A 25684-nucleotide genomic window follows, 5' to 3' on the forward strand; every position below is an offset into this window, starting at 1 on the left:
GCAGTGACCGGCTGTCCGCAGAGGCCGGTCGGGTGGCGCCGGGGCTATGCTGCCGGGCGGATGACTCCTCATGACGCCGACTGACCGCCTCCCCGCCTCGCGCCGCCAGCTGCTGTTGGCAGCCTGCGCTGTCGGCATGGCCCCCGGCGCGCTGGCGCAGCCGCCCCTGCTGATCCGGCACAACATGGCCGACGGCGAGGAAGCGGCGCCCTACCGCCTCCAGGTCCTGCGCCTGCTGCTGGACCGCACCCTGGCCAGCCACGGCCCCTACGTGCTGCAGGCCGACGGCAGTGCCACCACGCAGAGCCGCGCCCTGGCCCAGCTCCGCGCCGGGGACCTCGACGTCTGGGCCAGCATGTGCTCGCGCAGCCGTCAGGACGCCGGGCTGAGCATTCCCATCTGCCTTCGACGCGGTGTCAACGGCGTGCGACTGCCCGTGGTGCTGGCCGAGCGACGCGGCGAGTTCGAGGGCCTGCGCCACCCGATGGCGCTGCGGACCTACCGCTACGGCCAGGTCAGCCACTGGCCCGATGCGCGGGTGCTGGCCGGCAATGGCTTCAAGCTGGAGGCCGTGCAGACCCTGGAGGCCTTCCCGGCCATGCTGCGACTGCGCCGCTTCGACATCTTCCTGCTGGCCGCCGATGAGGCGCACGCCATCGTCGAGGCGCACCCGGACCTCCTGGTGCTGGACCACTGGTGCCTCGCCTATCCCTCCGTCTACGGCTTCTTCGTCAACGCGCGCCAGCCCGCCCTGGCCCGGCGCCTGCGTGAGGGCTGGGCGCAGAGCCTGGCCGACGGCAGCTTCGCTGCTCTGTTCGACGCCCATCTGGGCCCGCAGCTCCAGCGCGCCCAGCTCGACAAGCGCCTCTGGTTCCGCCTGCCCAACCCGGACCTGCCCGAGGGCATGCCGCTGCGCGAGCGGGGCCTGTGGCATCCCCTGGTGTGGCAGCGGCTGCTGGCACCCGCCGCCGCCTCGCTCAAGCGCTGAGCCACCCCGGCAGGGCCCGTGGGAACGGGCGGCCACCCTGGAAGAACTGCCAATAGGGTTGCGCCCGATGTCTGCAGGCAAACCCCGAGTCCATCGGCACCGGCGGCCACCACACTGCGGATCGCGCATGCAGAAGTTGTGCGGCATGCGCGTCCATAACAAGCCGGGCCGCAAGGCCTGAACCATCCATCCATCTGTACGAGGCAGATATGCACACGAAACTTCTGAAGTCCCCCATCGCCCGCACCCTGGGCGTCGCTGCTGCGCTGGTCCTGGGAGCACTGGGAGCCCAGGCCGCCACCGTCAACAACACCTACATCCAGAACTCGGCCACCGAGATCCGCGGCCAGCTGGGCGGCTATGCACGGCCCACCGTGTACGTGGACCGCAATGCCTGCGGCGAAGGCATCCCCGGCAATGCCGTGGCCTGCGGCCCCTACACCATCAGCGTGGGGGTGAGGTTCCTGCAGGGTCAGGAGAACAGCTACGGCAACTACGTGGCCAAGTTCATCATCGCGCACGAGTGGGGCCACAGCATCCAGTTCACCCGCGGCATCTACAAGCAGGCCCCCATGCAGGAGCTCCAGGCCGACTGCGTGGCCGGCACCTTCGCCAAGTACGCGCAGACCTCGCTGGGCTATCCGGCCTTCATCGAGTCGGCCGTGCGCTCGGCCCGCGCCGCGGCGGACTACTCCACCCACGGCTCGCCCTCGCAGCGTGACTACTACGCGCGCTACGGCTACGCCAACGGCCTGAGCCGCTGCCTGAGCCTGTAAGGAGCCCGGTCATGAGCCCCAAGCATCTGGGCCTGGCGGCCCTGGTGGTCACCGGTCTCACGCTGGCCGGCTGGTACTGGCTGGACGAGCGCGAGGCGGCGCGCGCCGAGGAAGCCCAGGCTCGCGCCAAGGCCGAGGCGGCCCAGCGCAATGCGGGGCTCAACACCGGCCTGGCCGACCTGTTCCGCCCCATGCCGGCCAGCGGCGCCCAGGCGCAGGGCGCCGGCGCCAACGGGCAGCAGGTCTGGCTGGCCGCGGGCCAGGGCGGCTCGCCGGGCACGGTGCCCGGCATGCCGCCGCCCGACATCCAGGTGGAGACCCCGCAGCAGCGCGCCGAAGCTGAAGCCCTGCGCAAGCTGGGCTATCACATCGACCAGCGCTACTACCAGATGAGCCTGGCCGAGCTGCGCCAGGCGGCCAACGGCGGAGACCGGCAGGCGCTCACGCACCTGGCCGAGCGCTACCTCTTCGCGCTGGACGGCAAGCCGCAGGATCCCGAGCACGAGCCCGGCTATCCCTACCGCGAGGCCGCCCGCGAAGCGCTGCGCCAGGCCTATGTGCGAGGCAATCTGCATGCGGCGGCCATCATCTCGGAGTCCTACCTGCTGGAGAAGCGGCCCCTGGATGCGGCGGCCTGGAATCTGGTCGCGCGGCGCTCGGGCGACACGCTCAGCGCCGACTGGTTCGTGGGCACCAAGGACTATCAGCAGCTCAACGAGTCCCAGCGCAGCGAGGCCACGCGCATGGCGGACAACCTCTGGGCCGACCTGGAGGCCCGGCGGCAGGCCAAGGGCTGAAGGCCCCCGGCCCAGGCAAGAACGGCAGCCCTCGGGCTGCCGTTCCTTTTCCTGGCTTCGCGTTCAGAGGCGGGTGAAGGGCCCGCTGGCCAGCCAGCGCTCGATCTGGGGCTGGCGGTCATTGCCCCAGAAGGGCTCGCCGTCGATGAGGAAGAAGGGCGCGCCGAACACGCCCGCGGCCACCGCGGCCTCGTTCACCGCGCGCAGGCGCTGCTTCCAGTGCTCGTCCTGCCAGGCGGCCTCGGCGGCCTGGGCGTCCAGGCCCAGCTCCGTCACCAGGGCCCTGAGCTGGGCCGCATCGCTGAGCACCACACCGCGGGTGAAGTAGGCCCGCAGCCCGGCCCGCGCGAAGCTCACCGCCTGCTGTGCGCCCTGGGTGTCATGCAGCCACCAGAAGACACGCGCCGCGTTGTGCGTGGCGATCGGGAAGTGCTCGGGCTGCCGGTAAGGCAGGCCCGCGAAATGGGCGGAGCGCTCGAAGTCCCGCAGCGCATAGTCGCGCTTGATGGGATGCGCCACCGGCGGCTTCAGCTCGGCGGCCTGGAAGGTCACGCCCAGCAGGATGGCATGCCACTGCACGGTGCGGCCGTGGCGCGCGGCCACGGCATTGACCCACTCCGAGGCAACGTAGGAATACGGCGAGGAGAAGTCGAAATAGAACTGTAGGGGCGGGCGGGCCGGGGCAGGCCGCCCGGCAAAGGGCGATTCACTCATGCCGCGACCTTAGGCCATTTCCCTTGCGCGCGCAGCCCGGGCTTTCGCTCCCCGCGCGTGCCCCTCACCGTTCAGACCAGCGCGCGCCCGATCAGGATCTTCTGGACCTCGGAAGTGCCTTCGTAGATCTGGGTCACGCGCACATCGCGGTAGATGCGCTCGACGGGGAAGTCGCTGACATAGCCGTAGCCGCCGTGGATCTGGATGGCCGCGGAGCAGACCTTCTCGGCCATCTCCGAAGCGAAGAGCTTGGCCATGGCCGCCTCCTTCAGGCAGGGCTGGCCGGCGTCCTTCAGGCTGGCGGCATGCCAGATCAGCTGGCGCGCGGCCTCGATCTGCGTGGCCATGTCGGCCAGCTTGTGCTGCATGGCCTGGTGCTCGAAGATGGGCACGCCGAAGGCCACGCGCTCCTTGCTGTACTTCAGCGCCGCCTCGAAGGCCGCGCGGGCCATGCCCACGCTCTGGCTGGCGATGCCGATACGGCCGCCCTCCAGGCCCGACAGCGCGATCTTCAGGCCCTGCCCTTCCTCGCCCAGACGGTAGCGCGCGGGGATGCGGCAGTTCTCGAACAGGATCTGGGCGGTGTCGCTCGCGTGCTGGCCCATCTTGTCCTCGATGCGGGCCACGGTGTAGCCCGGCGTCTTCGTGGGCACCAGGAAGGCGCTGATGCCCTTCTTGCCGGCGGCCTTGTCGGTGACGGCCATCACGATGGCCACGTCGCCGTTCTTGCCGCTGGTGATGAACTGCTTGACGCCGTTGAGCACGTAGCCGTCGCCCTCACCGTCATTGACACGGGTGGCCGTGGTCTTGAGGCCGCCGGCCTCGGAGCCCACATGCGGTTCGGTGAGGCAGAAGGCGCCCAGCATGTCGCCGCGAGCCAGGGGCTTGAGGAACTCCTGCTTCTGCTCCTCGTTGGCAAAGGCCATCAGGATCGAGCACACCGGGCAGTTGTTGACGCTGACCACGGTGGACGTGGCGCCGTCGCCCGCGCCGATCTCCTCCAGGATGATGGCCAGGGCCAGGTAGTCCAGGCCCGCGCCGTCGTACTCGGTGGGCACGGCCACGCCGTAGCAGCCCAGCGCGGCCAGGCCTTTCAGCTCCTCGGCCGGGAAGTGGTGGCTCTTGTCCCACTCGGCCGCCTTGGGCGCGATCTGGTCTTGCACAAAGGCGCGCACGGCGTCCTGCACGGCACGATGGTCTTCACTGAGCAGCATGAGAGGGGTACTCCGGGGGACGGGGAAATCGGGGGATCCGTGGATCGTCGGGAAACGAGGACGAGGCGCCTCGTGAGCGCCTCACCAGGCCAGGGGCTGGCCGTCGAAATTGAAGAAGCCGCCATTGTCGGACGGCTGCAGCCGAGCCAGCAAGGAGCGCATGCCGCCGATGCTGGTGGCAGGGTCGATGTCGGCGCCGGCGCCGCCCATGTCGGTGCGCACCCAGCCGGGATGCAGGCTCACGCAGATGGCGCGGCCGGCGAGCTCCAGGGCGGCGTCCCGCATCACCGAGTTCAGCGCGGCCTTGGAGGCACGGTAGAGCCAGCCATGGCTGTTCACGCGCAGGGCCAGCGAGCCCATGACGGACGAGATCAACGCCACCCGGGCCTGCGGCGCCAGGCTGTCCAGCAGCTGCGGCAGCAGACGCATGGGTCCCAGCACATTGGTGTGCAGGACATGGTCGAAGCTGGCCTGGGACGGGGTCACCAGACCGTCCGTGCGCTCGCCGAAGACGCCGGCATTGAGCACGACCTCGTCAAAGGCCTCGCCGTCGATCTGCCAGGCCAGGCCGGCGCAGCTGGCCACGCTGGCCACGTCCAGCCGCAGGGCCTTGGCGCCCAGGGCCTGGATCGCACCCAGGCCCTCGTCACTGCGGGCCGTCGCGACGACGCGGTCGCCCGCCTCGCGGTACTGGCGCACGAACTCCAGGCCCAGGCCGCGGGAGGCGCCGATGATCAGGACATGCTTCATGGGTGTCGCCTCGGGGGCGTCAAAAAGGAAGGCGCGGTCCGGACCTCAGCCGGTGGCCGCGCCTCGTGGGGCCGGGGCAAGACCCGACCCTCAGCTTCAGATGAGTTCGACGCCCACGGCCGTGGCCTCGCCACCGCCGATGCACAGCGAGGCCACGCCGCGCTTCAGGCCGCGGTGCTTCAGCGCGCCCAGCAGGGTCACCAGGATGCGGGCGCCCGAGGCGCCGATGGGGTGGCCCAGGGCCACGGCACCGCCGTTGACGTTGACGATCTCGTGCGGCAGCTTGAACTCGGCCATGGCGGCCATGGTCACGGCGGCGAAGGCTTCGTTGACTTCCCAGAGGTCAACGCTCTTGGCGTCCCAGCCGTTCTTGGCCAGCAGCTTCTGGATGGCACCGACCGGGGCGGTGGTGAACCACTCGGGCGCGTTGGCATGCACGGCCGTGCCCACGATGCGGGCGACGGGCGTCAGGCCCATCTTGGCGGCGGTGCTCTCGCGCATCAGCACCAGGGCGGCGGCGCCGTCGGAGATGCTGGAGGAGGTGGCGGCGGTGATGGTGCCGTCCTTCTTGAAGGCGGGCTTCAGGCCGGGGATCTTGTCCAGCTTGGCCTTGAAGGGCTGCTCGTCGCGGCTGATGACCACGTCACCGGCCTTGCCGGCCAGGGTCACGGGGGCCATTTCCCAGGCGAAGCTGCCGTCCTCGTTGGCCTTCTTGGAGCGCTCGGTGGAGGCGATGGCGAACTGGTCCTGGGCCTCGCGGCTGAAGGCGTACTTGCTGACGCACTGCTCCGCGAACACGCCCATGGCCTTGCCGCGCTCGTAGGCGTCTTCCAGGCCGTCCAGGGCCATGTGGTCGTACATCTGCGTGGCGCCGTACTTCACGCCCTTGCGCGCGAACATCAGGTGCGGGGCATTGGTCATGGACTCCATGCCGCCGGCGATGAGGATGTCGGCGCTCTCGGCCTTCAGGGTGTCGTGCGCGAACATGACGGCGCGCATGCCGGCGCCGCACATCTTGGACAGGGTCACGGCACCGACGGACTGCGGCAGGCCGGCCTTCAGCACGGCCTGGCGAGCGGGAGCCTGGCCCTGGCCGGCCATCAGGCAGTTGCCCATGAAGGCTTCCTGGATGGCATCGGCGGGCACGCCGGCGCGCTCCACGGCGGCCTTGATGGCCACGGCGCCCAGCTCCCAGCCGGCGAGGTTGGAGAAGTCACCCAGCAGGCCACCGATGGGCGTGCGGGCAGCGGAGACGATGACGATGGAGTCGGACATGGAGGCTCTCCTGGAATGGACTCAAGGGGTTATTGGATGGGCAGCTCGCGGTCCAGCGGATCGGCCGGCGGGGCCAGCACCGCTGCGCCTGCGCGCTGGGCTTGGAAGCGCTTGTGCGCCTCGTAGGGAAAGACGTCGTGCACATGGCCGGCCAGGATGCGCTCCTTGTGGCCCTGCCAGAAGCCGGCATCGAGCAGGTCGGCGTGGTGGCGCATGAAGAGCTCGCGCACGCCGGGGTGGCCCAGCAGGAAGGGGCCGAAGGTCTCGGGGAAGACATCGCGCGGGCCCACGGCATACCAGACCTCGCCCGACAGCTCCTCTTCCTCGGTCCGCGGCGCGGGGACCTTGCGGAAGTTGCAGTCGGTGAGGTACTCGATCTCGTCGTAGTCGTAGAACACCACCTTGCCGTGGCGGGTCACGCCGAAGTTCTTCCAGAGCATGTCGCCAGGGAAGATGTTGGCGGCCACCAGGTCCTTGATGGCATTGCCGTACTCGACCACGGCATGCTCCAGCTGCGGCGGCGTGGCCTCCTGGATGTAGATGTTCAGCGGCACCATGCGGCGCTCGATGTAGACGTGCTTGAGGATGAGGTCGTCGCCCTTCTCCTCGATCAGGCTGGGGCAGAAGGTCTTGAGCTCGCGGATCAGCTCTTCCTCGAAGCGGTAGCGCGGGAAGGCGACGTTGCTGTACTCCAGGGTGTCCGCCATGCGGCCCACGCGGTCGTGCTGCTTGACCAGCAGGTACTTGCTCTGGATGAGCTCGCGCGTGGTCTCCTTCTGCGGCGGGAAGTAGTCCTTGATCAGCTTGAAGACGAAGGGGTAGCTGGGCAGGTCGAAGACCAGCATCACCATGCCCTTGATGCCGGGGGCAATGCGGAACTTGTCGCTGGAGTGGCGCAGGTGGTTGAGGAAGTCGCGGTAGAACAGGTTCTTGCCGTGCTTCTGCAGGCCGATGGCGCTGTAGAGCTCGGCCCGCGGCTTGCGCGGCATCAGCGAACGCAGGAACTGCACGTAGGCGCTGGGCACCTCCATGTCGACCATGAAGTAGGCGCGGGCGAAGCTGAAGAGCATCAGCAGGTCGTCCTCGCCGAAAAGAGCCGCATCAATCTCCAGCAAGCCGCGCCCGTTGTGCAGGATGGGCAGCGCGAAGGGCGTCTCGGTGAAGCCGTTGATGATCTTGCCAACCAGGTAGGCGCCCTTGTTCCGGTAGAACAGGCTGGACAGCACCTGGATCTGGAAATTGGTCCGCCAGCGGAACAGCCCCAGCTCGCGCTGCACGGCGCCCAGCACGTGGTCGATGTCGCGGCCCAGGTCCTCGAAGTCGCGCGCCAGCTGGAAGTTGTGGACGATGCGGATCATCGTCTCGCGCAGCGTCTCCCGCGTGGGGTAGTAGCAGCGGAAGGTGGGCGTGGCGGCGGGCTCCTCGTTCTCGATGTATTCGGTCGAGACCGCGGGCCGCACGAAGATGAAGTCGTTGTGGAAGTAGGCGTGGTGCAGGATGCGCGTGCAGGCCGAGTTGAAGAAGGTCTCGGCCAGCTCGGGCTGCAGGTGGTTGGTCAGCAGGCCGATGTAGTGCAGCTTGACCTGCTGCCACACGGCCATGGGCAGCTGGCTGACCTGGAACTGCTGCTCCAGCAGCTCCACGCATTCGTCCACCCGCTTGTCGTAGAACTCGATGCGCTGCGCCTGCGCCCGCTGCTGGCCGTGCCAGTCCGCCCGCTCGAAGCGCTTCTTGGCCTCGGCCGTGGTGGCACGGAAGAGCCGGTAGTGCTTGTTGAAGCCGCCCAGCAGGGCCTGCGCGATCTGGTGGGCGCGGGAGTCGGTGAGTTGCTGGGGAAACATGGCGGGGCTGCGGCGGGCTAGGGACAGGCACTCAGCTTACGCGGGCCGCTTCGTAGCGCTTCTTGACCGCGCTCAAGGCCTTCTGGAAGGCCGAAGCCAGCTGCTCGGGCGCCCCCACCGTGATGCGGAGGTCTTCCAGCAGACCGTTGTGCAGGCCGTAGACCCAGCCGTGCACCACGATCTCCTGGCCGCGCGCCCAGGCGTCCTGCACGACGGTGGTCTGGCAGGCATTGCGGGCCTGCTCCAGCACATTGAGTTCGCACAGGGCGTTGACGCGCTGGCGCTCGTCCAGGCTTTCCAGCCATTCCATGTGATGGTTGCGCACGTCCTGCACATGGCGAAGCCAGTTGTCGACCAGGCCCACGCGCTGGTCCAGCAGCGCGGCCTTGACGCCGCCGCAGTTGGAATGGCCCACCACGATGATGTGCTTGACCTTCAGCGCGTCCACCGCGAACTGCATCACCGAGAGGCAGTTGAGGTCCGAGTGCACCACCACGTTCGCGACATTGCGATGCACGAAGAGCTCGCCCGGCAGCAGGTTGACCAGCTCGTTGGCCGGTACGCGGCTGTCGGCGCAACCGATCCACAGGTACTCGGGCGTCTGCTGCTTGAGAAGACGGGAGAAGAAGCCGGGCTCGCGTGTTTCGGTGTCGAGGGCCCAGCGCTTGTTGCTGTCCAGCAGTTCTTGCAGTTCGGTGCTCATGGCCGCATTGTCGAATCGTGGGGCGGACCAGCCCTGCCCATTGGGCAAGGCTGACTTCGTTCCGGGGCCTTGCCGGGGCCCCGGGCGGGCGTCACATCGTCTCGGCGAACAGCTCGCGGCCGATCAGCATGCGGCGGATCTCGCTGGTGCCGGCGCCGATCTCGTACAGCTTGGCGTCGCGCCACAGGCGGCCCAGCGGGTACTCGTTGATGTAGCCGTTGCCGCCGAAGATCTGCACGCCCTCGCCGGCCATCCAGGTGGCCTTCTCGGCGGTCCACAGGATCACCGAGGCGCAGTCCTTGCGCACCTGGCGCACGTGGTCCGTGCCCAGCATGTCCAGGTTCTTGGCCACGGTGTAGGCGAAGGAGCGGGCGGCCTGCAGCACGGTGTACATGTCGGCGACCTTGCCCTGGATCAGCTGGAACTCGCCGATGCTCTGGCCGAACTGCTTGCGGTCGTGGATGTAGGGGATCACGTTGTCCATCACGGACTGCATGATGCCCAGCGGGCCGCCGGTCAGCACGGCGCGCTCGTAGTCCAGGCCCGACATCAGCACCTTGGCGCCGCTGTTGACGGCACCCAGCACGTTCTCGGCCGGCACTTCCACGTTCTCGAAGACCAGCTCGCCGGTGTGACTGCCGCGCATGCCCAGCTTGTCCAGCTTCTGGGCGATGGAGAAGCCCTTCATGCCCTTCTCGATCAGGAAGGCCGTGACGCCGCGCGCGCCCAGCTCGGGCTCGGTCTTGGCGTAGACCACCAGGGTGTCGGCGTCGGGGCCGTTGGTGATCCACATCTTGGTGCCGTTGAGCAGGTAGTAGCCGCCCTTGTCTTCAGCCTTGAGCTTCATGCTGATGACGTCGGAGCCGGCGCCCGGCTCGCTCATGGCCAGCGCACCCACGTGCTCGCCGCTGATCAGCTTGGGCAGGTACTTCTGCTTCTGGGCCTCGTTGCCGTTGCGGTTGATCTGGTTGACGCACAGATTGCTGTGCGCGCCGTAGGACAGGCCCACCGAGGCGCTGGCACGGCTGATCTCCTCCATCGCGACCATGTGGGCCAGGTAGCCCATGTTGGCGCCGCCGTACTGCTCCGGCACGGTGATGCCCAGCACGCCCAGCTCGCCCATCTTGCGCCACAGGTCCATGGGGAACTGGTCCTTGTGGTCGATCTCGGCGGCACGCGGGGCGATCTCGGCCTGCGCAAAGTCGCGCACGGCGTCGCGCAGCGCGTCGATGTCTTCACCAAGTTGGAAATTCAGGCCGGGCAGGTTCATCTCAGTCTCCGAGGCAAGTTGTCGAACGCCTGCGCGCCGGGCTTCGGGGGCGCGTCCAGGCCGGCGCCCAGCATCATCGGCGCCGGGTGCCAGTTTACGTTTACGTAAACGTCAATTCTAGCCGCGCTGTGCAATTCGTCGCAGCTCTGGCAATGCAACCGTTCTCAACATTTCAAGCAAATACGAAAGTAGCTCACACTTATTCGACCGCTCGGTAGGACGCCGCACTCGACGGCAAGGAGCGGACAGGAGACTCTCATGCTGAACCAATGGTCCTTCCGGCGCCGCATCGCCCTGCTCACCGTCAGCGCCATGCTGGGCGTGCTGGTGCTGCTGCTGCTCACCATCTACCAGACCCACGTCGAGATCAATGGCAGCCGCCGCGAGATGCTGCAGACGGCGGTCCAGTCGGTCCACCAGGTCGTCGAGAACTACCGCCAGCAGGCCGCCAGCGGCAAGATGAGCCAGGCAGAGGCCCAGGCCATCGCCAAGGAGGTGATCCGCAGCGCCCGCTATGGCGGGGCCGATGGCAAGACCGAGTACTTCTACGCCTGGACCCTGGACGGCGTCAGCGTGATGCACCCGACCAAGCCGGACTGGATCGGCCAGAACATGGTGGGCAAGGTCAAGGACGGCGCCGGCAACGACATCATCCAGCAGCTGGTGGACAGCATGCGGGCCAGCCGCGATGGCCGCGCCTACGTGCTGACCCAGTTCCCCCGCCCCGGCAAGACCGAGCCCGTGCCCAAGCTTCAGCTGGTGATGGCCATTCCGGAATGGAACTGGATGGTCGGCTCCGGCCTCTACCTCGATGACGTCACCAGCCAGGTCTGGAGCGCGGCCCTGGGGCGCCTGGGCCTGGGAGCCCTGGTCCTGGCGGGCGTGGGCCTGGTCGGCTGGGCCATCACGCGCAGCGTGCTGCAGCAGCTGGGCGGCGAACCCAGCGCCGCCATCGCCGCCATGCGGGCCGTGGCCGACGGCGACCTGCGGGTCAGCGCAGGCACCGCCGCCGAGGCCAGCCTGCTGGGTCAGCTGCAGCACATGGTCGACGCCCTGAGGGGCACCATGGCGCAGCTGCGCGCCGCCGGCGACTCCATCAACACGGCCGCCGGCGAGATCGCCCAGGGCAACCACGACCTCTCCGCCCGCACCGAGCAGACGGCCTCCAACCTGGAGCAGACCGCCAGCTCGATGGAGGAGATGAACGGCGCCGTCAGCCAGTCCGCCGACACCGCGCGCCAGGCCAACCAGCTGGCCGTCTCGGCCGCCCAGGCCGCCCAGCGCGGCGGGCAGGTGGTGGACCAGGTGACGCAGAGCATGCAGCGCATCACCGACAGCTCGCGCAAGATCGGCGACATCATCGGCGTGATCGACGGCATCGCCTTCCAGACCAACATCCTGGCCCTGAATGCCGCCGTGGAAGCGGCCCGCGCCGGCGAGCAGGGCCGCGGCTTCGCGGTGGTGGCCGGCGAGGTGCGCTCCCTGGCCCAGCGCAGCGCCGAGGCGGCGCGCGAGATCAAGACCCTCATCGGCACCTCCATGGGCAATGTCGAGCAGGGCGCGGAGCTGGTGCAGCAGACCGGGCAGGCCATGCAGGACATCACGGCCAGCGTCAGCCGGGTCTCCGACCTGATCGGCGAGATCGCCGCGGCCTCCGCGGAGCAGCGCGACGGCATCCAGCAGGTCAACCAGGCCGTGGCCCAGCTGGACCAGATGACGCAGCAGAACGCCGCCCTGGTGGAGGAATCTGCGGCGGCGGCGCAGTCCATGCGCGAGCAGGCGCATCAGCTGTCGGAGGCGATCTCCGTCTTCCGGCTGGACTGAAGGCGCCCCCGCCCGGCCCGGCCAAGCGTGATCTGCGCCACGGCGCAGCCACGCGGGGCCGTGGCCTGCCCCTGGAAACTTGCACCAGATCATGGAGTGCGGGCAGAGCGCTGCCTAGCATGGCGCCTTCCAAGGAAGTCCCATGCGCCAGAACCTGCCTGTCACGCAGCAAGTCCACGAGATCCCGCACGATGCCACCCTGATGTCGGTGACGGACCCCCAGGGGCGCATCACCTACGCCAATGCGGCCTTCAGCGAGGCCAGCGGCTTCGGCATCGAGGAGCTGCTGGGCCAGCCCCACAACCTGGTCCGCCACCCGGACATGCCGCCCGAAGCCTTCGACGACCTCTGGCGCAGCCTCAAGGCCGGCCAGGCCTGGACCGGCATCGTCAAGAACCGGCGCAAGAACGGCGACCACTACTGGGTGAAGGCCAATGTCACGCCCCTGCAGCGCGAGGGCCGCCTGCTGGGCTATGTGTCCGTGCGGACCCGGCCGCAGGCGAGCGAGGTGCAGGCCGCTGAAGCGCTCTACGCGGCACTGCGCAAGGGCAGTGCCCGGACGCCTCGCCTGCACCAGGGCTGGGTGCTGCCGCGCACCCGCTTCAGTCCCGCGGCCCTGGCCCATACCTTGTCCTGGCGCGCCCGCTGCCTGCTGCCGCTGGCCGCGCTGTGGCTGGGCAGCCTGGCGGCTGCCGCGCTGGCCGGCCTGGGCGGCACCGCCTTGCTGCAACTCGCTCTGGGCAGCGGCCTGCTGGCCCTGCTGGCCTCGGCCTGGCAGGAATGGCAGCTGGTGCGCCCCGTCCTGCGCCTGAATGCGCAGGTCCAGGCCCTGGCTTCCGGCCGGGTCGAGGAGATGCCACAGCCCGCGCGCAGCGACGCCCTGGGCAAGGCCCTGCGCGCCCTCAACCAGGTCGGGCTGAACCTGAAGGCCCTGAGCGGCGACGTCCAGCACCAGACCCGCGGCATGGACGCCGCCAGCCACGAGATGCGCGTGGGCCACCAGGACCTGCATGCACGCACCGAGGAGGCCGCCGCCCAGCTGCAGCAGACGGCCGCCTCCATGGACCAGCTCAGCGCCGCCGTGAGCGCCAATGCCGCCTCCGCCGCGCGCGCGGCCCAGCTGATCGCCGAGGCCCGGGAGAATGCGCGCCTGGGTGGCGAGCAGATGAACACCATGGTGCAGACCATGAACGGCATCAGCGAATCCAGCCGGCGCATCGCACCCATCATCGGCCTGATCGACAGCATTGCCTTCCAGACCAACATCCTGGCCCTCAACGCCGCCGTCGAGGCGGCCCGCGCCGGCGAGCAGGGCCGCGGCTTTGCCGTGGTGGCCAGCGAGGTGCGGGTGCTGGCCCAGCGTGCGGGCGAGGCCGCCCGCGAGATCCGCAGCATGATTGCCAGCAGCGCCGAGCAGGTCAGTGCCGGCGCCCATGTGGTCACCGAGGCCGGGCAGACCATGCAGGGCATCGTCGAGGAGGTGAAGGACCTGGCGGTCCTGATCGCCGGCATCAGCCTCTCCACGCAGGAGCAGGCCCAGGGCCTGGCGCAGATCAGCCAGGCTGTGGCCCAGCTGGACCACATGACGGGCCAGAACGCGGCCCTGGTGCAGCAGTCGGTGACGGCCTCCGGCGAGCTCAAGGTGCGCACCGAGCGGCTCAGCGCCGCGGCGCGCGTGTTCTGCTGAGGCGGGCCGGAAGCCGGGGCAAAGTCCGCAAATTGCTGATGGACGCCCGCAGCGCCAGATGCGATCTTTCCCTGCTCAAAACAGGGAGGTGCCATGCGGACTCAGGAGCAGAAACCGAACGCCGGGACTGGCCCCGCCGCCGAGATGCAGGGCCCCTGCCCGGGCGACAGCCTCACCTCCGGCCCCGGCACCCGCTCGGCGCTCCAGCGCCGGATCTCCACGTCGCCGCGCCAAAGGATGCAGCGCGAACACCTGCAGCAGATGGCGCAGACCGAGGGCCCGTCACCGGTCGTCCAGCGGGTCCTGAAGGTTGACACGGCGGTCTACGATCGCCCGTCCAGCAACAGTGCAAAGGCCCTCTATGAAAAGGTCAGGCAGTGGTCGGAGGCGCTGCAGTGGAAGCGCGGCGCCCGTGCCGAGGTCAAAAGACTGATCGAGGACACCCAGTCGCCCGAGCACGTCTACGCCGACGAGGACGCACTGAAGGACGCCCTTGAGGAGAAGTTCAGCGCGGCCCCCAAGGGGGACGACGAGCTGTACAAACGCCCGGCCTTCCAGAGCAAGGTGTACGAGCTGGCGAAGGTGACGGCATCCATCATGACCTCCAGCGCGACCAGGCAGAAGACGGACCTGCGGGACATGTCCCTGTCTGACAATGACCTGGACGTCCCTCACCGGATGCCATGGGAGAACCTCCGGGAGAACACCAGGAAATTCATCAACCGCAAGGAAACGGATGCCGACCTGGTCCGGTGGACTGACAGGCTGGTGCAGGCCACCGAGGACAGAGTGGCGGTCAATGTCATGAACGACTGCTGGGACTTCGCCGACACGGCATATCAATCGGCGGTGAAAGCCCAGATCGCCCAGTTCCACGCGGCGCGCGACAGGCTGATCTTTCACTGGAAGAAATCTACGCCCACCTCAGACGGGCCCTATGCGGTCGCCATCAGGAAATTCCTCACCAGCCTCAACAGCCTGCACGGCAATGTGCCCGACGTGGGCGACAGCAAGGTCAACAAATATGTCAGCTCCAGGACACACACGCATTTGACGCAGGACAAGGGCCGTGTGCTGAGTTCACCGGGCACCACGGCCGTGCTGGCCATGACGCCCGGCCGGGCGAGCGGCGTGGCCGTCACCACGGATGACCAGGTGATTGGCACGGATTCGAGCTTCACACCGCTTGCCAGCGTCAGGGTCGCCTACCCCAAGCTGCAGGTGAGCTACCTGAAGCGGAGCAAGGCAGAGGTCGTGGGTGGAGGTTCGAAGGCGGTGGCGAAGGGGGCGAAAGGCGCCACCGGTGCCACGGGATCGAAGAGCAAGTCAGGCGCGAAGAAGAGCGCAGGTCCGAAGACATCCTGAGGGCGCACCGGATGGCACCGCGCGGCCCGGCTGCTGGCATGCAGCGCGGTGCCGGTCAGAGGAAGCGCTCCAGCAGCTTCCTCGAATGCCGGTCCAGCGCGAAGCGGTCCGGCACCAGGAACTGCAGGCCGTGGCTGCTGGTGATCAGCAGCTTGCCCTCGCCCAGGCGGCGGATGTCCTCTTCGGTCTTGAGGATGAACTGGGCCTCGCCGCGCTCGGTCTGCACCGTCCACTGGCTGGGCGTGGAGAAGGTGCTGACGGCCAGCAGGGCCTGCACCGTGGGCATGAACTCGCGCACCTCGAACTCGGCTTCCAGCAGCGCGCGGTCGGCGGGTGGCAGGGCCGAGAGGCGCGGGATCCAGGCCAGCTCGTGGCCGTCCTGGCCCACGAGGGAGACGCCCTCGTCCGGCGCGGAGATGGGATGGGCGCGCACCGGGGTCACGCTGCCATGGAACTGGCCGTCGGTGTCGATCAGGTCGAGGCGGCCGAAGGCATTGCGGGAGAGTCGCTGGTAGGGGGTCGTCATGGGGCTCTCGCTGCTCATCAGGCGCTGACCGTGTGGGCGTTCGGGTTGGGCAGGGTCATGGGCTCGGCCTCTTCGGCGTCGACCCGGCGGGCCTGGGCCTCATAGAGCCGCCAGTAGGCGCCCTTCTTCTCCATCAGCTCGTCATGCGGGCCGACCTCGACGATCTGCCCGCGGTCCATCACCACCAGGCGGTCCGCCTTGCGCAGGGTGGACAGGCGGTGGGCGATGGCGATGGTGGTGCGACCCTTCACGAGGTTGTCCAGGGCCTTCTGGATTTCCTTCTCGGTCTCGGTGTCCACGGCCGAGGTGGCTTCGTCGAGGATCAGCAGGCGCGGGTTGATCAGCAGGGCGCGGGCGATGGAGATGCGCTGGCGCTCGCCGCCGGAGAGGCCCTGGCCACGCTCGCCCACCAGGCTGTCGTAGCCGTGCGGCAGGCGCAGGATGAACTCGTGCGCATGGGCGGCACGCGCCGCGGCGACGATCTCCTCGCGCGAGGCGTCCGGCTTGCCGTAGGCGATGTTCTCGGCAATGGTGCCGAAGAAGAGGAAGGGCTCCTGCAGCACCAGGCCGATGTGGCGGCGGTAGTCGGCCACCGTCACGCGGCGCAGGTCGGTGCCGTCGATGCGGATGGAGCCCTCCGTGACGTCATAGAAGCGGCAGATCAGGTTGACCAGGGTGCTCTTGCCCGAGCCGGAGTGGCCCACGAGGCCGATCATCTCGCCGGGCTGGATGTCCAGCGTGAGCCCGCGGATCACCGCGCGGTTGCCGTAGCGGAAGCCGATGTCCTGGATCTGCAGGCCGCCCGTCACCCCACCGAGCTTCACCGGATTGGCGGGGTCGGGCACGTTGGACTGGTGGTCCAGGATGTCAAAGATGCGCTTGGCGCCGGCCGCCGCCTTCTGGGTGACGGAGACGATGCGGCTCATGGAGTCCATGCGGCCGTAGAAGCGGCCGATGTAGGCCAGGAAGGAGGTCAGCACGCCCACCGTGATGTCGCCGTCCGAGACCAGGTAGATGCCGAAGGCCCAGACGACCAGCAGGCCGATTTCCGTCAGCAGCGAGACCGTGGGCGTGAACAGGCTCCAGGTCTTGTTGAGGCGGTCGTTGACCTTGAGGTTGTTCTGGTTGGCTTCCTTGAAGCGCTTGGCCTCGCGGCGCTCCTGGGCGAAGGCCTTGACCACGCGGATGCCAGGGATGGTGTCCGCCAGCACGCTGGTGACCTCGCCCCAGACGCGGTCGATCTTCTCGAAGCCGGTGCGCAGGCGGTCCCGCACCAGGTGGATCATCCAGGCGATGAAGGGCAGCGGCAGCAGCGTGGCCAGGGCCAGCCAGTGGTTGATGGAGAAGAGGATGATGGCCGTCATGCCCAGCATGAGCACGTCGGTGATGAAGTCCAGGGCGTGCAGCGAGAGGAAGACGCTGATGCGGTCGGTCTCGGAGCCGATGCGGGACATCAGGTCGCCCGTGCGCTTGTTGCCGAAGTACTCCAGGGACAGCGACAGCAGGTGCTCGAAGGTGGCGGTGCGCATGTCCGCGGCAATGCGCTCGGACACCAGGGCCAGGATGTAGGTCTTGGCCCAGCCCAGGATCCAGGACACCAGCCCGGCGCCCAGCAGGCCGCCCAGGTAGTAGGCCACCAGCCAGGGGTCGATCTTGTGGCCCTGCTGGAAGGGGATCAGCACCTCGTCCATCAGCGGGCGGTAGAGGTAGGGGCCGACCAGCGTGGCCCCGGTGGCCCCCAGCATCAGCAGGAAGCCCAGCAGCAGCTGGCCCTGGTAGGGCCGGGCGAAGCGCCACAGGCGCAACAGCACCCAGGTGGAGGGCGGCGTGTGCAGTTCACGCTCGCAGGTGGGGCATTCCTCGCTCTCAGGAGGCAGCGGGGCCTTGCAGCTGGGGCAGAAGCCCACCTCCTCGGCCTCGGTGCGCGGGCCTTCGTCCCGGCGCTCGAAGGCCTCCTGGAAGCGCTGGGCCTGCAGGTTGATCGCCAGGGTGAAGCGCCAGAAGGCCAGGCGGCCGCTGGCGTCCACCAGTTCCAGGCAGCCCACGCCGGCGTGGTCGGTGAGACGCAGCTCCAGCCCGGGGTGCAGGGGCCATTCGGACCACTGGCGGCTGCCGGCATCGAAGGCCAGCAGGCGCTGCCGGGTAAGGGCCAGCAGGCCCACGCCGAAACGCAATTGGACGTCGAGGTCAACCTCCAGGCTGGCCAGGACGTTCTCGCCCTTCAAGAGACGCGAAGTCAGAGTCGCCCACTCGGGATGCTTGGCGGACGCGTCGTCCACAGGATGTTGATGCTGCATTGTTCTTTCGTTCTGAACGCCCCCGGGGCGGCTGCCGGCGACCGCGCGATTTTCGCGCATCCTGCAACGCTCCCGGCGCCCAATCGATGACAGGCGAGCAGGTCCTCACTCACCGAACGGGCAAAGCCACCCCAAACTGAGAGCAAAATGGCGCCTGGTCGCCAGACGCACATCCCGGCCCTGGCCGGCCTTCCTCCTCCCGATCCGTCCATGCCCCGCCCCATGAGCCGACACGACGACATCCAGCTTTTGCGCGTCAACTACCTGCGTGGTCCCAATATGTGGACCTACCGCCCCGTCCTGGAGGTCTGGCTGGACCTGGGCCGGCTGGAGGAGTTTCCCTCCCACAAGCTCGAGGGCTTCAACGAGCGGCTGACGGCCGCCCTGCCCGCCCTGGTCGAGCACCACTGCGGCGTGGGCGAGCGCGGCGGCTTCCTGCAGCGCCTCACCGAAGGCACCTGGATGGGCCATGTGCTGGAGCACATCGTCATCGAGCTGCTCAACCTCTCCGGCATGCCCACCGGCTTCGGCCAGACCCGCTCGACCTCCAAGACCGGCGTCTACCGCATGGTCTTCCGGGCCCGTGACGAGCAGGTGGCCCGCGCCGCCCTGGCCGAGGGCCACGCCCTGATCATGGCCATGATCAATGCCGAGACCTTCGACGTGAAGGCCGCCGTGGACCGCATCCGCGACAAGGTCGACGACTGCTACCTGGGCCCCTCCACCGCCGCCATCGTGGCCGCCGCCACCGATCGCCGCATCCCGCACATCCGACTGAACGACGGCAACCTCGTGCAGCTGGGCCACGGCGCCCGCCAGCGCCGCATCTGGACCGCCGAGACCGACATGACCAGCGCGATCGCCGAAGGCATCGCCCGGGACAAGGACCTCACCAAGAGCCTGCTCAAGAGCGTGGGCGTGCCGGTGCCGGCCGGCACCGCGGTCAAGACGGCCGCCGAGGCCTGGGAAGCCGCACAGGACATCGGCCTGCCCGTGGTGGTCAAGCCCTCCGACGGCAACCACGGCCGCGGCGTCACCCTGGACCTGCGCCAGGAGGCCGACGTCGCCGCCGCCTTCGATCTGGCCGACAAGGAAGGCTCCGAGGTCCTGGTCGAGAGCTACATCCCCGGCAACGAGCACCGCCTGCTGGTGGTGGGCGGGCAGGTGGTGGCCGCCGCCCGCGGCGACGAGGCCTGGATCACCGGCGACGGCCAGCACACCGTCACGCAGCTGGTCGACCTCCAGATCAACACCGACCCGCGCCGCGGCCTGACCGAGGACTTCCCCCTCAACCGCATCACGATCGGCGAAGACGCCGTCGTGCTGCTGGACCTGCAGCGCCAGGGCGTGACGCCCGAGGCCGTGCCGGCCGCGGGCCAGCGCGTGCTGATCCAGCGCAACGGCAATGTCGCCATCGACTGCACGGCGCAGGTCCACCCCGAGGTGGCGCACGCCGTCTCGCTGGCGGCCCGCACCATCGGCCTGGACATCGCCGGCGTGGACCTGGTCAGCACCGACATTTCCAAGCCCCTGTCCGAGACCGGCGGCGCCATCGTCGAGGTCAATGCCGGCCCTGGCCTGCTGATGCACCTGAAGCCCGCCGAGGGCATGCCCCAGCCGGTAGGCCAGGCCATCATCGACCACCTCTTCGACGAAGACGAGACCGGCCGCATCCCCGTGGTCGGCGTGCTGGCCTCGCAGGGCGGCAACCACATCACCCGCCTCGTGGCCTGGCTGCTGCACCTCAACGGCCGCCACGTGGGCCTGGCCTGCAGCGACGGCCTGTTCCTGGGCCCGCGCCGTGTCGAGAAGCGCTCCAGCGCCCGCTGGGACGCCGCCCACCGCCTGCTGATGAACCGCGTGGTCGACGCCGTGGTGGTGCAGAACGACGCCGCCTCCATCCTCAAGGACGGCCTGGCCTACGACCGCTGCCAGGTCGGCGTGGTGACTGACATGGCCGCCTCGGTCGACCTCAGCCACTTCGACACCCTCACCGAGGACCAGCGCTTCAAGGTGCTGCGCACCCAGATCGACGTGGTGCTGGGCGAAGGCGCGGCGGTGCTCAACGCCGCCGAGCCCCGCCTCGTGGAGATGGCCGAGCTCAGCGATGGCGAGGTGCTGCTCTACGCCCTCGAGGAAGGCAACGAGGCCCTGCAGGCGCACCGCGCCAAGGGTGGTCGTGCGGTCTTCCTGCAAGGCGGCACCGCGGTGCTGGCGCAGGGCTCCAGCGAGACCGTCGGGGCCAACATTGCCGCCCTGGTCCAGCGCTTCGCCAAGGCCGGCCAGCCGACCGACGAAGCCACCCTGCTGGCCGCCGTCGCCACCGCCTGGGCCATGAACATCTCGCCCGAACTCATCTCGGCCGGCCTCGACACCTTCGTGCCGGACCTGGCGCAATAAGGCGCCCCGCGCCCTCAACCGAATCTCCCGAAAGACGACGCGAACATGGAAGTCTCTCGCATCCGCGCCCTCCGAGGCCCCAATATGTGGAGCCGCCACACCGCCATGGAAGCGGTGGTGCACTGCACGGAAGCCGAACGCGCGATCAGCGGCCTGGCCGGCTTCGAAGGGCGGCTGCGCGCCCTCTTCCCCGGCATCGGCGCCCTGCGTGCCGAGATGAGCCTGGCCCAGGTCCTGGAGCAGGCCGCGCTGGCCCTGCAGGCCCAGGCGGGCTGCCCGGTCACCTTCAGCCACACCCACGTCACCAATGAGCCCGGCACCTGCCAGGTGGTGGTCGAGTACAGCGAGGAAGACGTCGGCCGCATGGCCATGGACGACGCCACGCGCCTGGTCCTTGCCGCCATGGGCGAAGGCAGCTTCGACATCGACGAATGCCTGAAGCGCCTGCGCGAGACCGATGAAGACGTGCGCCTGGGCCCCTCCACCGGCTCCATCGTGGACGCCGCCGTCAAGCGCGGCATCCCCTTCCGCCGCCTGACGCAGGGCAGCCTGGTGCAGTTCGGCTGGGGCGCCAAGCAGCGCCGCATCTGGGCGGCTGAGGTCGACGCCACCAGCGCGGTGAGCGAATCCATCGCCCAGGACAAGGACCTGTGCAAGCAGCTGCTGCAGTCCGCCGGCGTGCCGGTGCCCACCGGCCGCCCGGTCGAGTCCGTCGATGACGCCTGGGACGTCGCCCAGGAGATCGGCCTGCCCGTGGTGGTCAAGCCCCAGGACGGCAACCAGGGCAAGGGCGTGACCGTCAACGTCACCAGCCGCGAGCAGCTGGAGGCCGCGTACAAGGCGGCGGACGAGATCGGCCACGTGATGGTCGAGAAGTTCCTGCCCGGCTCCGACTACCGCCTGCTGGTGGTGGGCGACAAGCTCGTGGCCGCCGCACGCCGCGACCCGCCCCACGTGATCGGCGACGGCGTGCTGACCGTCAAGCAGCTGGTCGACAAGGTCAACGCCGACCCGCGTCGCGGCGACGGCCACGCCACCTCGCTGACCAAGATCCGCTTCGACGACATCGCCGTCGCGCGGCTCACCCAGCAAGACCTGACCCCCGAGTCCGTGCCGGCCAAGGGCCAGCGCGTGATCCTGCGCAACAACGCCAACCTCAGCACAGGCGGCACCGCCACGGACGTGACCGATGACGTCCACCCCGACGTCGCCGCCCGCGCCATCGCGGCCGCGCAGGTCGTGGGCCTGCATGTCTGCGGCGTGGACGTGGTGGCCGAGAGCGTGCTGCGCCCGCTGGAGGAGATCAGCGGCGGCATCGTCGAGGTCAACGCCGCGCCGGGCCTGCGCATGCACCTCTCGCCCAGCTTCGGCAAGGGCCGCAATGTGGGCGAGGCCATCGTCAACCACCTCTACGGCCACGGCCACAAGAGCGAGGACGGCCGCATCCCCGTGGTCGCCGTGACCGGCACCAACGGCAAGACCACCACCACCCGGCTGATCGCGCACATGTTCGCGACCTGCGGCCTGCGCGTGGGCATGACCAACACCGACGGCGTCTACGTCGACGGCCGCCAGATCGACAGCGGCGACTGCTCCGGCCCCAAGAGCGCCCGCAATGTGCTGATGCACCCGGACGTCGAGGCCGCCGTCTTCGAGACCGCCCGCGGCGGCATCCTGCGCGAGGGCCTGGGCTTCGACCGCTGCCAGGTCGCCGTGGTGACCAACCTCGGTGACGGCGACCACCTCGGCATGAACTTCCTCAACACCGTCGAGGAGCTGGCCCTGGTCAAGCGCGTGATCGTGCAGAACGTGGCCCCCAGCGGCTACGCGGTGCTCAACGCTTCCGACCCGGTGGTGGCGAACATGGCCGGCGTCTGCCCCGGCCAGATCATCTTCTTCACCGCCGACCGCCACCATGCGCTGATGGCCGCGCACCGCGCCCAGGGCAAGCGCTGCGTCTTCATCGACGGTGACCAGCTCGTGGCCGCGCAAGGCGCCTGGCGCGAGAGCATCCCGCTGCGCGACATCCCCTTCACGCGCGGCGGCATGATCCCCTTCCAGGTCGAGAACGCCATGGCTTCCGTGGCGGCGGCCTGGGGTGTCGGGCTGGACTGGGACACCATCCGCCGCGGCCTGGCCAGCTTCAACAGCGACAGCGACAACGTCCCCGGTCGCTTCAACGTGATGGACTACCGCGGCGCCACCGTGATCGCCGACTACGGCCACAACGGCGATGCCATGCGCGCCCTGGTCGCCGCCGTCGAGGCCCTGCCGGCCAAGCGCCGCTCGGTGGTGATCTCCGGCGCGGGCGACCGCCGCGACGAAGACATCCGCATCCAGACCCAGATCCTGGGCGCCGCCTTCGACGACGCCCTCCTCTTCCAGGACGCCTGCCAGCGCGGCCGGGAAGACGGCGAGGTGCTCAAGCTCCTGCGCCAGGGCCTGGAAGGCGCCTCGCGCACCTCCCACATCGAGGAGATCCGCGGCGAGTTCGTCGCCATCGACCGCGCCCTGGAGCGTCTGCAGCCGGGCGACCTGTGCCTGGTGCTGGTCGACCAGGTGGAGGAGGCGCTGGCGCATCTGGCGCAGCGCATCAGCCAGGGCTGATCAAGACCTGACCCCGTCAGCAAGCCCTGGTGCGCTGTGGCCGCCAGGGCTTTTTCACGTGCGGCCCATGCCGGGGAGCGCTGAGCACGGCGCCCGCCATGGGCCTGGGCGCCCCGCACTGCGCGGGGCTCAAGCCTGGCCGGCGTCCTCGGCCACGGGCTGCGGCGCCGGCTGGGGCACGGGGTCCCGTGCCCTCCGGGCGCCCGGCCAGCCCGATTCCCGGTGCCGCCGCAGCAGGAAGAGCATGGCCCCCACGGGCAGGGACAGAGTGAACACCCAAGGAGCCACCGGCCCGCCCTTCGCGAAACCCGCGCCCAGCAACAGCACGCTGAGCAGCTGCACGCCCCAGTCCCCCGAGCTCCAGTTGAACTGGAACTGGACCAGCCCGCAGGCCACGGACAGCACCCACAGCCACTTGCGCCGCTCGAAGCGGCTGCGCAGGCAGACCACCAGCGCATGGAGGATGAAGAGCGGAATGAGCGCGGCCATCACCAGCACCAGGTAGTGCAGCGGCCCCTTGCCGTCCAGGGTGAAGTCATTCTCCGAGGCCAGGCTCTGGGTTCTGGGCTGGAAGTTGATGCCCTTGAGCACCAGCTGAGCTTCCTTGCGTTCCAGCACCACCGTGGCGAGATTCCAGGCTGCAGGGTAGCTGTACTCCAGCGTGATCGTGTAGGTGGTGGTCCCGTCCTTGGTCAAGGTGTGCGCCCCGACCGCCTGCACCGACGTCGGCGGGGCCGACTGCAGGGTGCGGACCATCGCTTCCAGTTGGTCCGGGAGCTGCGCCGTGCGGTACTGGGGATCCAGCGCCGCTTCCACCGCCGCGAAGTCGCGCGCGGCCAGTTTGGCGACGAGATCCTTGGCCACCTGCACTTCCTCTTTGGGCATCAGGCGTTCGAACATTTCCGTCGAATCGCAGCCGGCCAGCAGGAGCACAGCGCAGAGCAACAGCGCGAGGGTCTTGAACATGGTGACTGAATCCTTGTCAGGCCGAGCCTGCGCGATGCGGCATCCCGGCAATCCGCGACGGCTCGCGGGGCCGCCCTGGCCGCGGATTGTGGCGGCCAGGGCGGGCTGTGCGTGACGGGACTAACGCCACGTACCGTCATGCCAGGGCCCTGCGCTCCGACCACGCTTCACGAGTGGTAGCGGTACCAGGGGCCGCCCAGCGGCGTGCCGCAGTCCTTGTGCTGAAGGTGCCGTGGGTTGTAGCAGAGCCCGACTGCGGCATCCGGCGAACCCTCGAAGTCGAGGAGCAGCAGCTCGCCCTCGCGCCAGGCCGCGGCACGGGTCGGCCCCAGGAGCGCAGGCCAGATTTCGAAGGCGGGTCGCCACAGGTTCTCGTCATCCTTGGCCGTGGCCAGCGCCTCCTGGGCGGCCGTCTCCAGGGCTCCGCGCTGAAGGGCAATGAGGCTGCGAAGGCCGAGCTCATGCACCGTGGGCTGCACGCCAAGGACCACCGCGAGCAGCAGACAAGTGCCCAGGGCACGCAGCAGCACGCGAGGGCCCTGGCCGGCGAACAGGCCCCGCACCCCCGAGAACGCGTCGGCCAGCAGCAGCCCGATCACGGCCAGCAGGAACAGGCCCGATACCAGCTGTAGCGGACCGAACAGGGCATGGGTCCCGAAGAAGCTGAGCACGGTCATCAGCATGGCGCAGACGCCAGCCAGCCAGGTCGTTCCAGTCACCTGCTCAGCCCACCACTTCCCGAGGCCGGTCCTTCGTGCTGCCGGTCGACGTTCCTGTCCAGCTGCTTCCAGAAGTCAGGGCCGAAGCGGCGCTGCACCTCGGCGGTCATGCGCTCGTTGTAGGCCGCAGCGTAGCCGCGCTGCTCGGCCGCATCCGTGCAGCCGGGGCCATGTTCCAGGCGGATGCCCTTGGCGCGCAGCAGCCGCTCCCGCATGCGCCGGCGCGGCGTGTCCCCGACCGTCTCGGGTCCCGTCGACTCGAGCAGCTTCAGTGTGCCCGCCGCGATGTCGGCCTGGGCCGCCTGCTCGCCGCGCTCGCGGCCTCGGGCCTCTGTGCCGATGCGGGCATCGATCGACACCCGCATGGGCTCGGCGGCGGCGGCAGGGGCCGCGAACAGGCCGCCCAGCAGGACGGCACCAAGCGGGGCAAGCGCCGTGATGACATGGATGTTCCGTGGCATGGCGCAAACGATAGCAGCTCGGGCGTCATTCATGCCAGATGGGGCGGCCTAGCGGATCTTCCGCCGGTCTAGCCGCAGCGGCAGGGCGCCGGCGGGCCGTCCAGCACGCGCGCGCTGCACCGCCCCAGGAGACGGGTCCTGCGCAGCTCGATGGGCTGGCCCGGCCGCAGGGCCGCGCCGCCTGGCACCACGCAGGCGTCCATGCCGCCACCGGTGCAGCACAGCGAATAGGACAGCTCGACGGCCCCGCCCTCAAGGACTTGCAGGTGATAGACCTCTGTGGAGATGCGCTGCGCCGGCAGCAGCAGCTCGGCCCCGACCAGCAGCAGCGCCACCGTCATCAGCCATTGCAGCGGTCGCCCGGTACGCCGGGCCAGGTCCAGCAGCCCCGCACGCCAGGAGCCCGCGCGGGCCCGGGCTCGCCAGCACAGCACGACGAGCAGCAGGGCGGCCACGGCCGCCGTCAATTCGGCGAGCACGGAGGCAATCAGTGTGGCGGGCATG

21 protein-coding genes are annotated in these 25684 nt (G+C 69.2%); 8 read left to right on the top strand and 13 right to left on the bottom strand.

Annotation, left to right across the window (positions count from 1 at the left end; translation table 11 throughout):
* Window positions 1-70 precede the first annotated feature (70 nt).
* From O9Y01_RS12135 to O9Y01_RS12145, 3 genes are all read left to right on the top strand, one after another.
* Window positions 71-988 (top strand): hypothetical protein, encoded by a 918-nt coding sequence (locus O9Y01_RS12135; protein ID WP_269631842.1) that lies wholly within the window; start codon window positions 71-73, stop codon window positions 986-988.
* Window positions 989-1197: 209 nt separating this feature from the next.
* A complete protein-coding gene (locus O9Y01_RS12140; RefSeq protein WP_269631843.1) occupies window positions 1198-1764 on the top strand; it encodes a hypothetical protein in 567 nt (188 codons plus the stop codon).
* 11 nt (window positions 1765-1775) lie between these two features.
* Window positions 1776-2561, top strand: coding sequence for a hypothetical protein (locus O9Y01_RS12145; RefSeq protein ID WP_269631844.1), 786 nt, complete (start codon window positions 1776-1778; stop codon window positions 2559-2561).
* Between the two features lie 63 nt (window positions 2562-2624).
* Here O9Y01_RS12145 and O9Y01_RS12150 read toward each other — a convergent pair whose 3' ends face one another.
* From O9Y01_RS12150 to O9Y01_RS12180, 7 genes are all read right to left on the bottom strand, one after another.
* Window positions 2625-3275 carry a 2-hydroxychromene-2-carboxylate isomerase gene (locus O9Y01_RS12150; RefSeq protein ID WP_269631845.1) on the bottom strand — a complete coding sequence of 217 codons (651 nt, stop codon included), beginning with the start codon at window positions 3273-3275 and terminating at the stop codon, window positions 2625-2627.
* A 71-nt stretch (window positions 3276-3346) separates the two neighbouring features.
* On the bottom strand, window positions 3347-4489 hold the full coding sequence (locus tag O9Y01_RS12155) for an acyl-CoA dehydrogenase family protein (protein ID WP_269631846.1): 1143 nt from the start codon (window positions 4487-4489) through the stop codon (window positions 3347-3349).
* An 81-nt stretch (window positions 4490-4570) separates the two neighbouring features.
* Complete coding sequence (locus O9Y01_RS12160) at window positions 4571-5239, bottom strand: SDR family oxidoreductase (RefSeq protein ID WP_269631847.1); 669 nt, start codon at window positions 5237-5239, stop codon at window positions 4571-4573.
* 96 nt (window positions 5240-5335) lie between these two features.
* On the bottom strand, window positions 5336-6514 hold the full coding sequence (locus O9Y01_RS12165; RefSeq protein ID WP_183103721.1) for an acetyl-CoA C-acyltransferase: 1179 nt from the start codon (window positions 6512-6514) through the stop codon (window positions 5336-5338).
* Window positions 6515-6543: 29 nt separating this feature from the next.
* Entirely contained in the window at window positions 6544-8355 is a 1812-nt protein-coding gene (aceK, locus tag O9Y01_RS12170; RefSeq protein ID WP_269631848.1) for a bifunctional isocitrate dehydrogenase kinase/phosphatase, read from the bottom strand.
* 31 nt (window positions 8356-8386) lie between these two features.
* On the bottom strand, window positions 8387-9058 hold the full coding sequence (gene can, locus O9Y01_RS12175; RefSeq protein WP_269631849.1) for a carbonate dehydratase: 672 nt from the start codon (window positions 9056-9058) through the stop codon (window positions 8387-8389).
* A gap of 91 nt (window positions 9059-9149) precedes the next feature.
* Entirely contained in the window at window positions 9150-10328 is a 1179-nt protein-coding gene (locus tag O9Y01_RS12180) for an isovaleryl-CoA dehydrogenase (protein WP_269631850.1), read from the bottom strand.
* A gap of 258 nt (window positions 10329-10586) precedes the next feature.
* Between O9Y01_RS12180 and O9Y01_RS12185 the strand changes: the two genes are divergently transcribed.
* The 3 genes from O9Y01_RS12185 to O9Y01_RS12195 all read left to right on the top strand — a co-directional run bounded on the left by O9Y01_RS12185 (window position 10587) and on the right by O9Y01_RS12195 (window position 15204).
* Window positions 10587-12152 carry a methyl-accepting chemotaxis protein gene (locus tag O9Y01_RS12185; RefSeq protein WP_269631851.1) on the top strand — a complete coding sequence of 522 codons (1566 nt, stop codon included), beginning with the start codon at window positions 10587-10589 and terminating at the stop codon, window positions 12150-12152.
* 142 nt (window positions 12153-12294) lie between these two features.
* Entirely contained in the window at window positions 12295-13839 is a 1545-nt protein-coding gene (locus O9Y01_RS12190) for a methyl-accepting chemotaxis protein (protein WP_269631852.1), read from the top strand.
* Between the two features lie 93 nt (window positions 13840-13932).
* Complete coding sequence (locus O9Y01_RS12195; protein WP_269631853.1) at window positions 13933-15204, top strand: hypothetical protein; 1272 nt, start codon at window positions 13933-13935, stop codon at window positions 15202-15204.
* Window positions 15205-15259: 55 nt separating this feature from the next.
* On the opposite strand, the gene O9Y01_RS12200 is transcribed toward O9Y01_RS12195, so the two are convergent.
* Window positions 15260-15730, bottom strand: coding sequence for a cyanophycin metabolism-associated DUF1854 family protein (locus O9Y01_RS12200; protein WP_269631854.1), 471 nt, complete (start codon window positions 15728-15730; stop codon window positions 15260-15262).
* 17 nt (window positions 15731-15747) lie between these two features.
* Window positions 15748-18027, bottom strand: a complete 2280-nt coding sequence (locus O9Y01_RS12205; protein WP_269631855.1) for a cyanophycin metabolism-associated ABC transporter — start codon at window positions 18025-18027, stop codon at window positions 15748-15750.
* A gap of 222 nt (window positions 18028-18249) precedes the next feature.
* Here O9Y01_RS12205 and O9Y01_RS12210 point away from each other — a divergent pair, with 222 nt between their 5' ends.
* Together O9Y01_RS12210 and cphA are read left to right on the top strand one after the other, a co-directional pair.
* The gene (locus O9Y01_RS12210; RefSeq protein ID WP_269631856.1) at window positions 18250-20427 is read left to right on the top strand and encodes a cyanophycin synthetase; all 2178 of its coding nucleotides are present in this window, start codon (window positions 18250-18252) and stop codon (window positions 20425-20427) included.
* A 45-nt stretch (window positions 20428-20472) separates the two neighbouring features.
* Window positions 20473-23034, top strand: a complete 2562-nt coding sequence (gene cphA / locus O9Y01_RS12215; RefSeq protein WP_269631857.1) for a cyanophycin synthetase — start codon at window positions 20473-20475, stop codon at window positions 23032-23034.
* A 129-nt stretch (window positions 23035-23163) separates the two neighbouring features.
* On the opposite strand, the gene O9Y01_RS12220 is transcribed toward cphA, so the two are convergent.
* The 4 genes from O9Y01_RS12220 to O9Y01_RS12235 form a co-directional block, all read right to left on the bottom strand.
* Entirely contained in the window at window positions 23164-24000 is an 837-nt protein-coding gene (locus tag O9Y01_RS12220; RefSeq protein ID WP_269631858.1) for a hypothetical protein, read from the bottom strand.
* Window positions 24001-24167: 167 nt separating this feature from the next.
* Window positions 24168-24719, bottom strand: a complete 552-nt coding sequence (locus O9Y01_RS12225) for a hypothetical protein (RefSeq protein ID WP_269631859.1) — start codon at window positions 24717-24719, stop codon at window positions 24168-24170.
* Entirely contained in the window at window positions 24716-25180 is a 465-nt protein-coding gene (locus tag O9Y01_RS12230; protein WP_269631860.1) for a hypothetical protein, read from the bottom strand. The genes O9Y01_RS12225 and O9Y01_RS12230 overlap by 4 nt, the downstream gene beginning before the upstream one ends.
* A 68-nt stretch (window positions 25181-25248) precedes the next feature.
* Window positions 25249-25683: a hypothetical protein gene (locus O9Y01_RS12235; RefSeq protein WP_269631861.1), complete on the bottom strand. Its 435-nt coding sequence runs from the start codon at window positions 25681-25683 to the stop codon at window positions 25249-25251.
* Between the last annotated feature and the right edge of the window lies 1 nt (window position 25684).

This window comes from Pelomonas sp. BJYL3, assembly GCF_027257975.1.
Taxonomy (GTDB): Bacteria; Pseudomonadota; Gammaproteobacteria; order Burkholderiales; family Burkholderiaceae_C; genus Roseateles_B; species Roseateles_B flavus.

Bases quoted from the DNA above. Each gene is read 5' to 3' on its own strand.
- cphA (WP_269631857.1), top strand. From the start codon at position 20,473: ATGGAAGTCTCTCGCATCCGCGCCCTCCGAGGCCCCAATATGTGGAGC.
- O9Y01_RS12180 (WP_269631850.1), bottom strand. From the start codon at position 10,328: ATGAACCTGCCCGGCCTGAATTTCCAACTTGGTGAAGACATCGACGCG.
- O9Y01_RS12140 (WP_269631843.1), top strand. From the start codon at position 1,198: ATGCACACGAAACTTCTGAAGTCCCCCATCGCCCGCACCCTGGGCGTC.
- O9Y01_RS12205 (WP_269631855.1), bottom strand. From the start codon at position 18,027: ATGCAGCATCAACATCCTGTGGACGACGCGTCCGCCAAGCATCCCGAG.
- O9Y01_RS12135 (WP_269631842.1), top strand. From the start codon at position 71: ATGACGCCGACTGACCGCCTCCCCGCCTCGCGCCGCCAGCTGCTGTTG.
- O9Y01_RS12200 (WP_269631854.1), bottom strand. From the start codon at position 15,730: ATGACGACCCCCTACCAGCGACTCTCCCGCAATGCCTTCGGCCGCCTC.
- O9Y01_RS12185 (WP_269631851.1), top strand. From the start codon at position 10,587: ATGCTGAACCAATGGTCCTTCCGGCGCCGCATCGCCCTGCTCACCGTC.
- O9Y01_RS12190 (WP_269631852.1), top strand. From the start codon at position 12,295: ATGCGCCAGAACCTGCCTGTCACGCAGCAAGTCCACGAGATCCCGCAC.
- can (WP_269631849.1), bottom strand. From the start codon at position 9,058: ATGAGCACCGAACTGCAAGAACTGCTGGACAGCAACAAGCGCTGGGCC.
- O9Y01_RS12165 (WP_183103721.1), bottom strand. From the start codon at position 6,514: ATGTCCGACTCCATCGTCATCGTCTCCGCTGCCCGCACGCCCATCGGT.
- O9Y01_RS12235 (WP_269631861.1), bottom strand. From the start codon at position 25,683: ATGCCCGCCACACTGATTGCCTCCGTGCTCGCCGAATTGACGGCGGCC.
- O9Y01_RS12220 (WP_269631858.1), bottom strand. From the start codon at position 24,000: ATGTTCAAGACCCTCGCGCTGTTGCTCTGCGCTGTGCTCCTGCTGGCC.
- O9Y01_RS12160 (WP_269631847.1), bottom strand. From the start codon at position 5,239: ATGAAGCATGTCCTGATCATCGGCGCCTCCCGCGGCCTGGGCCTGGAG.
- O9Y01_RS12210 (WP_269631856.1), top strand. From the start codon at position 18,250: ATGAGCCGACACGACGACATCCAGCTTTTGCGCGTCAACTACCTGCGT.
- O9Y01_RS12195 (WP_269631853.1), top strand. From the start codon at position 13,933: ATGCGGACTCAGGAGCAGAAACCGAACGCCGGGACTGGCCCCGCCGCC.
- O9Y01_RS12230 (WP_269631860.1), bottom strand. From the start codon at position 25,180: ATGCCACGGAACATCCATGTCATCACGGCGCTTGCCCCGCTTGGTGCC.
- O9Y01_RS12155 (WP_269631846.1), bottom strand. From the start codon at position 4,489: ATGCTGCTCAGTGAAGACCATCGTGCCGTGCAGGACGCCGTGCGCGCC.
- O9Y01_RS12150 (WP_269631845.1), bottom strand. From the start codon at position 3,275: ATGAGTGAATCGCCCTTTGCCGGGCGGCCTGCCCCGGCCCGCCCGCCC.
- aceK (WP_269631848.1), bottom strand. From the start codon at position 8,355: ATGTTTCCCCAGCAACTCACCGACTCCCGCGCCCACCAGATCGCGCAG.
- O9Y01_RS12145 (WP_269631844.1), top strand. From the start codon at position 1,776: ATGAGCCCCAAGCATCTGGGCCTGGCGGCCCTGGTGGTCACCGGTCTC.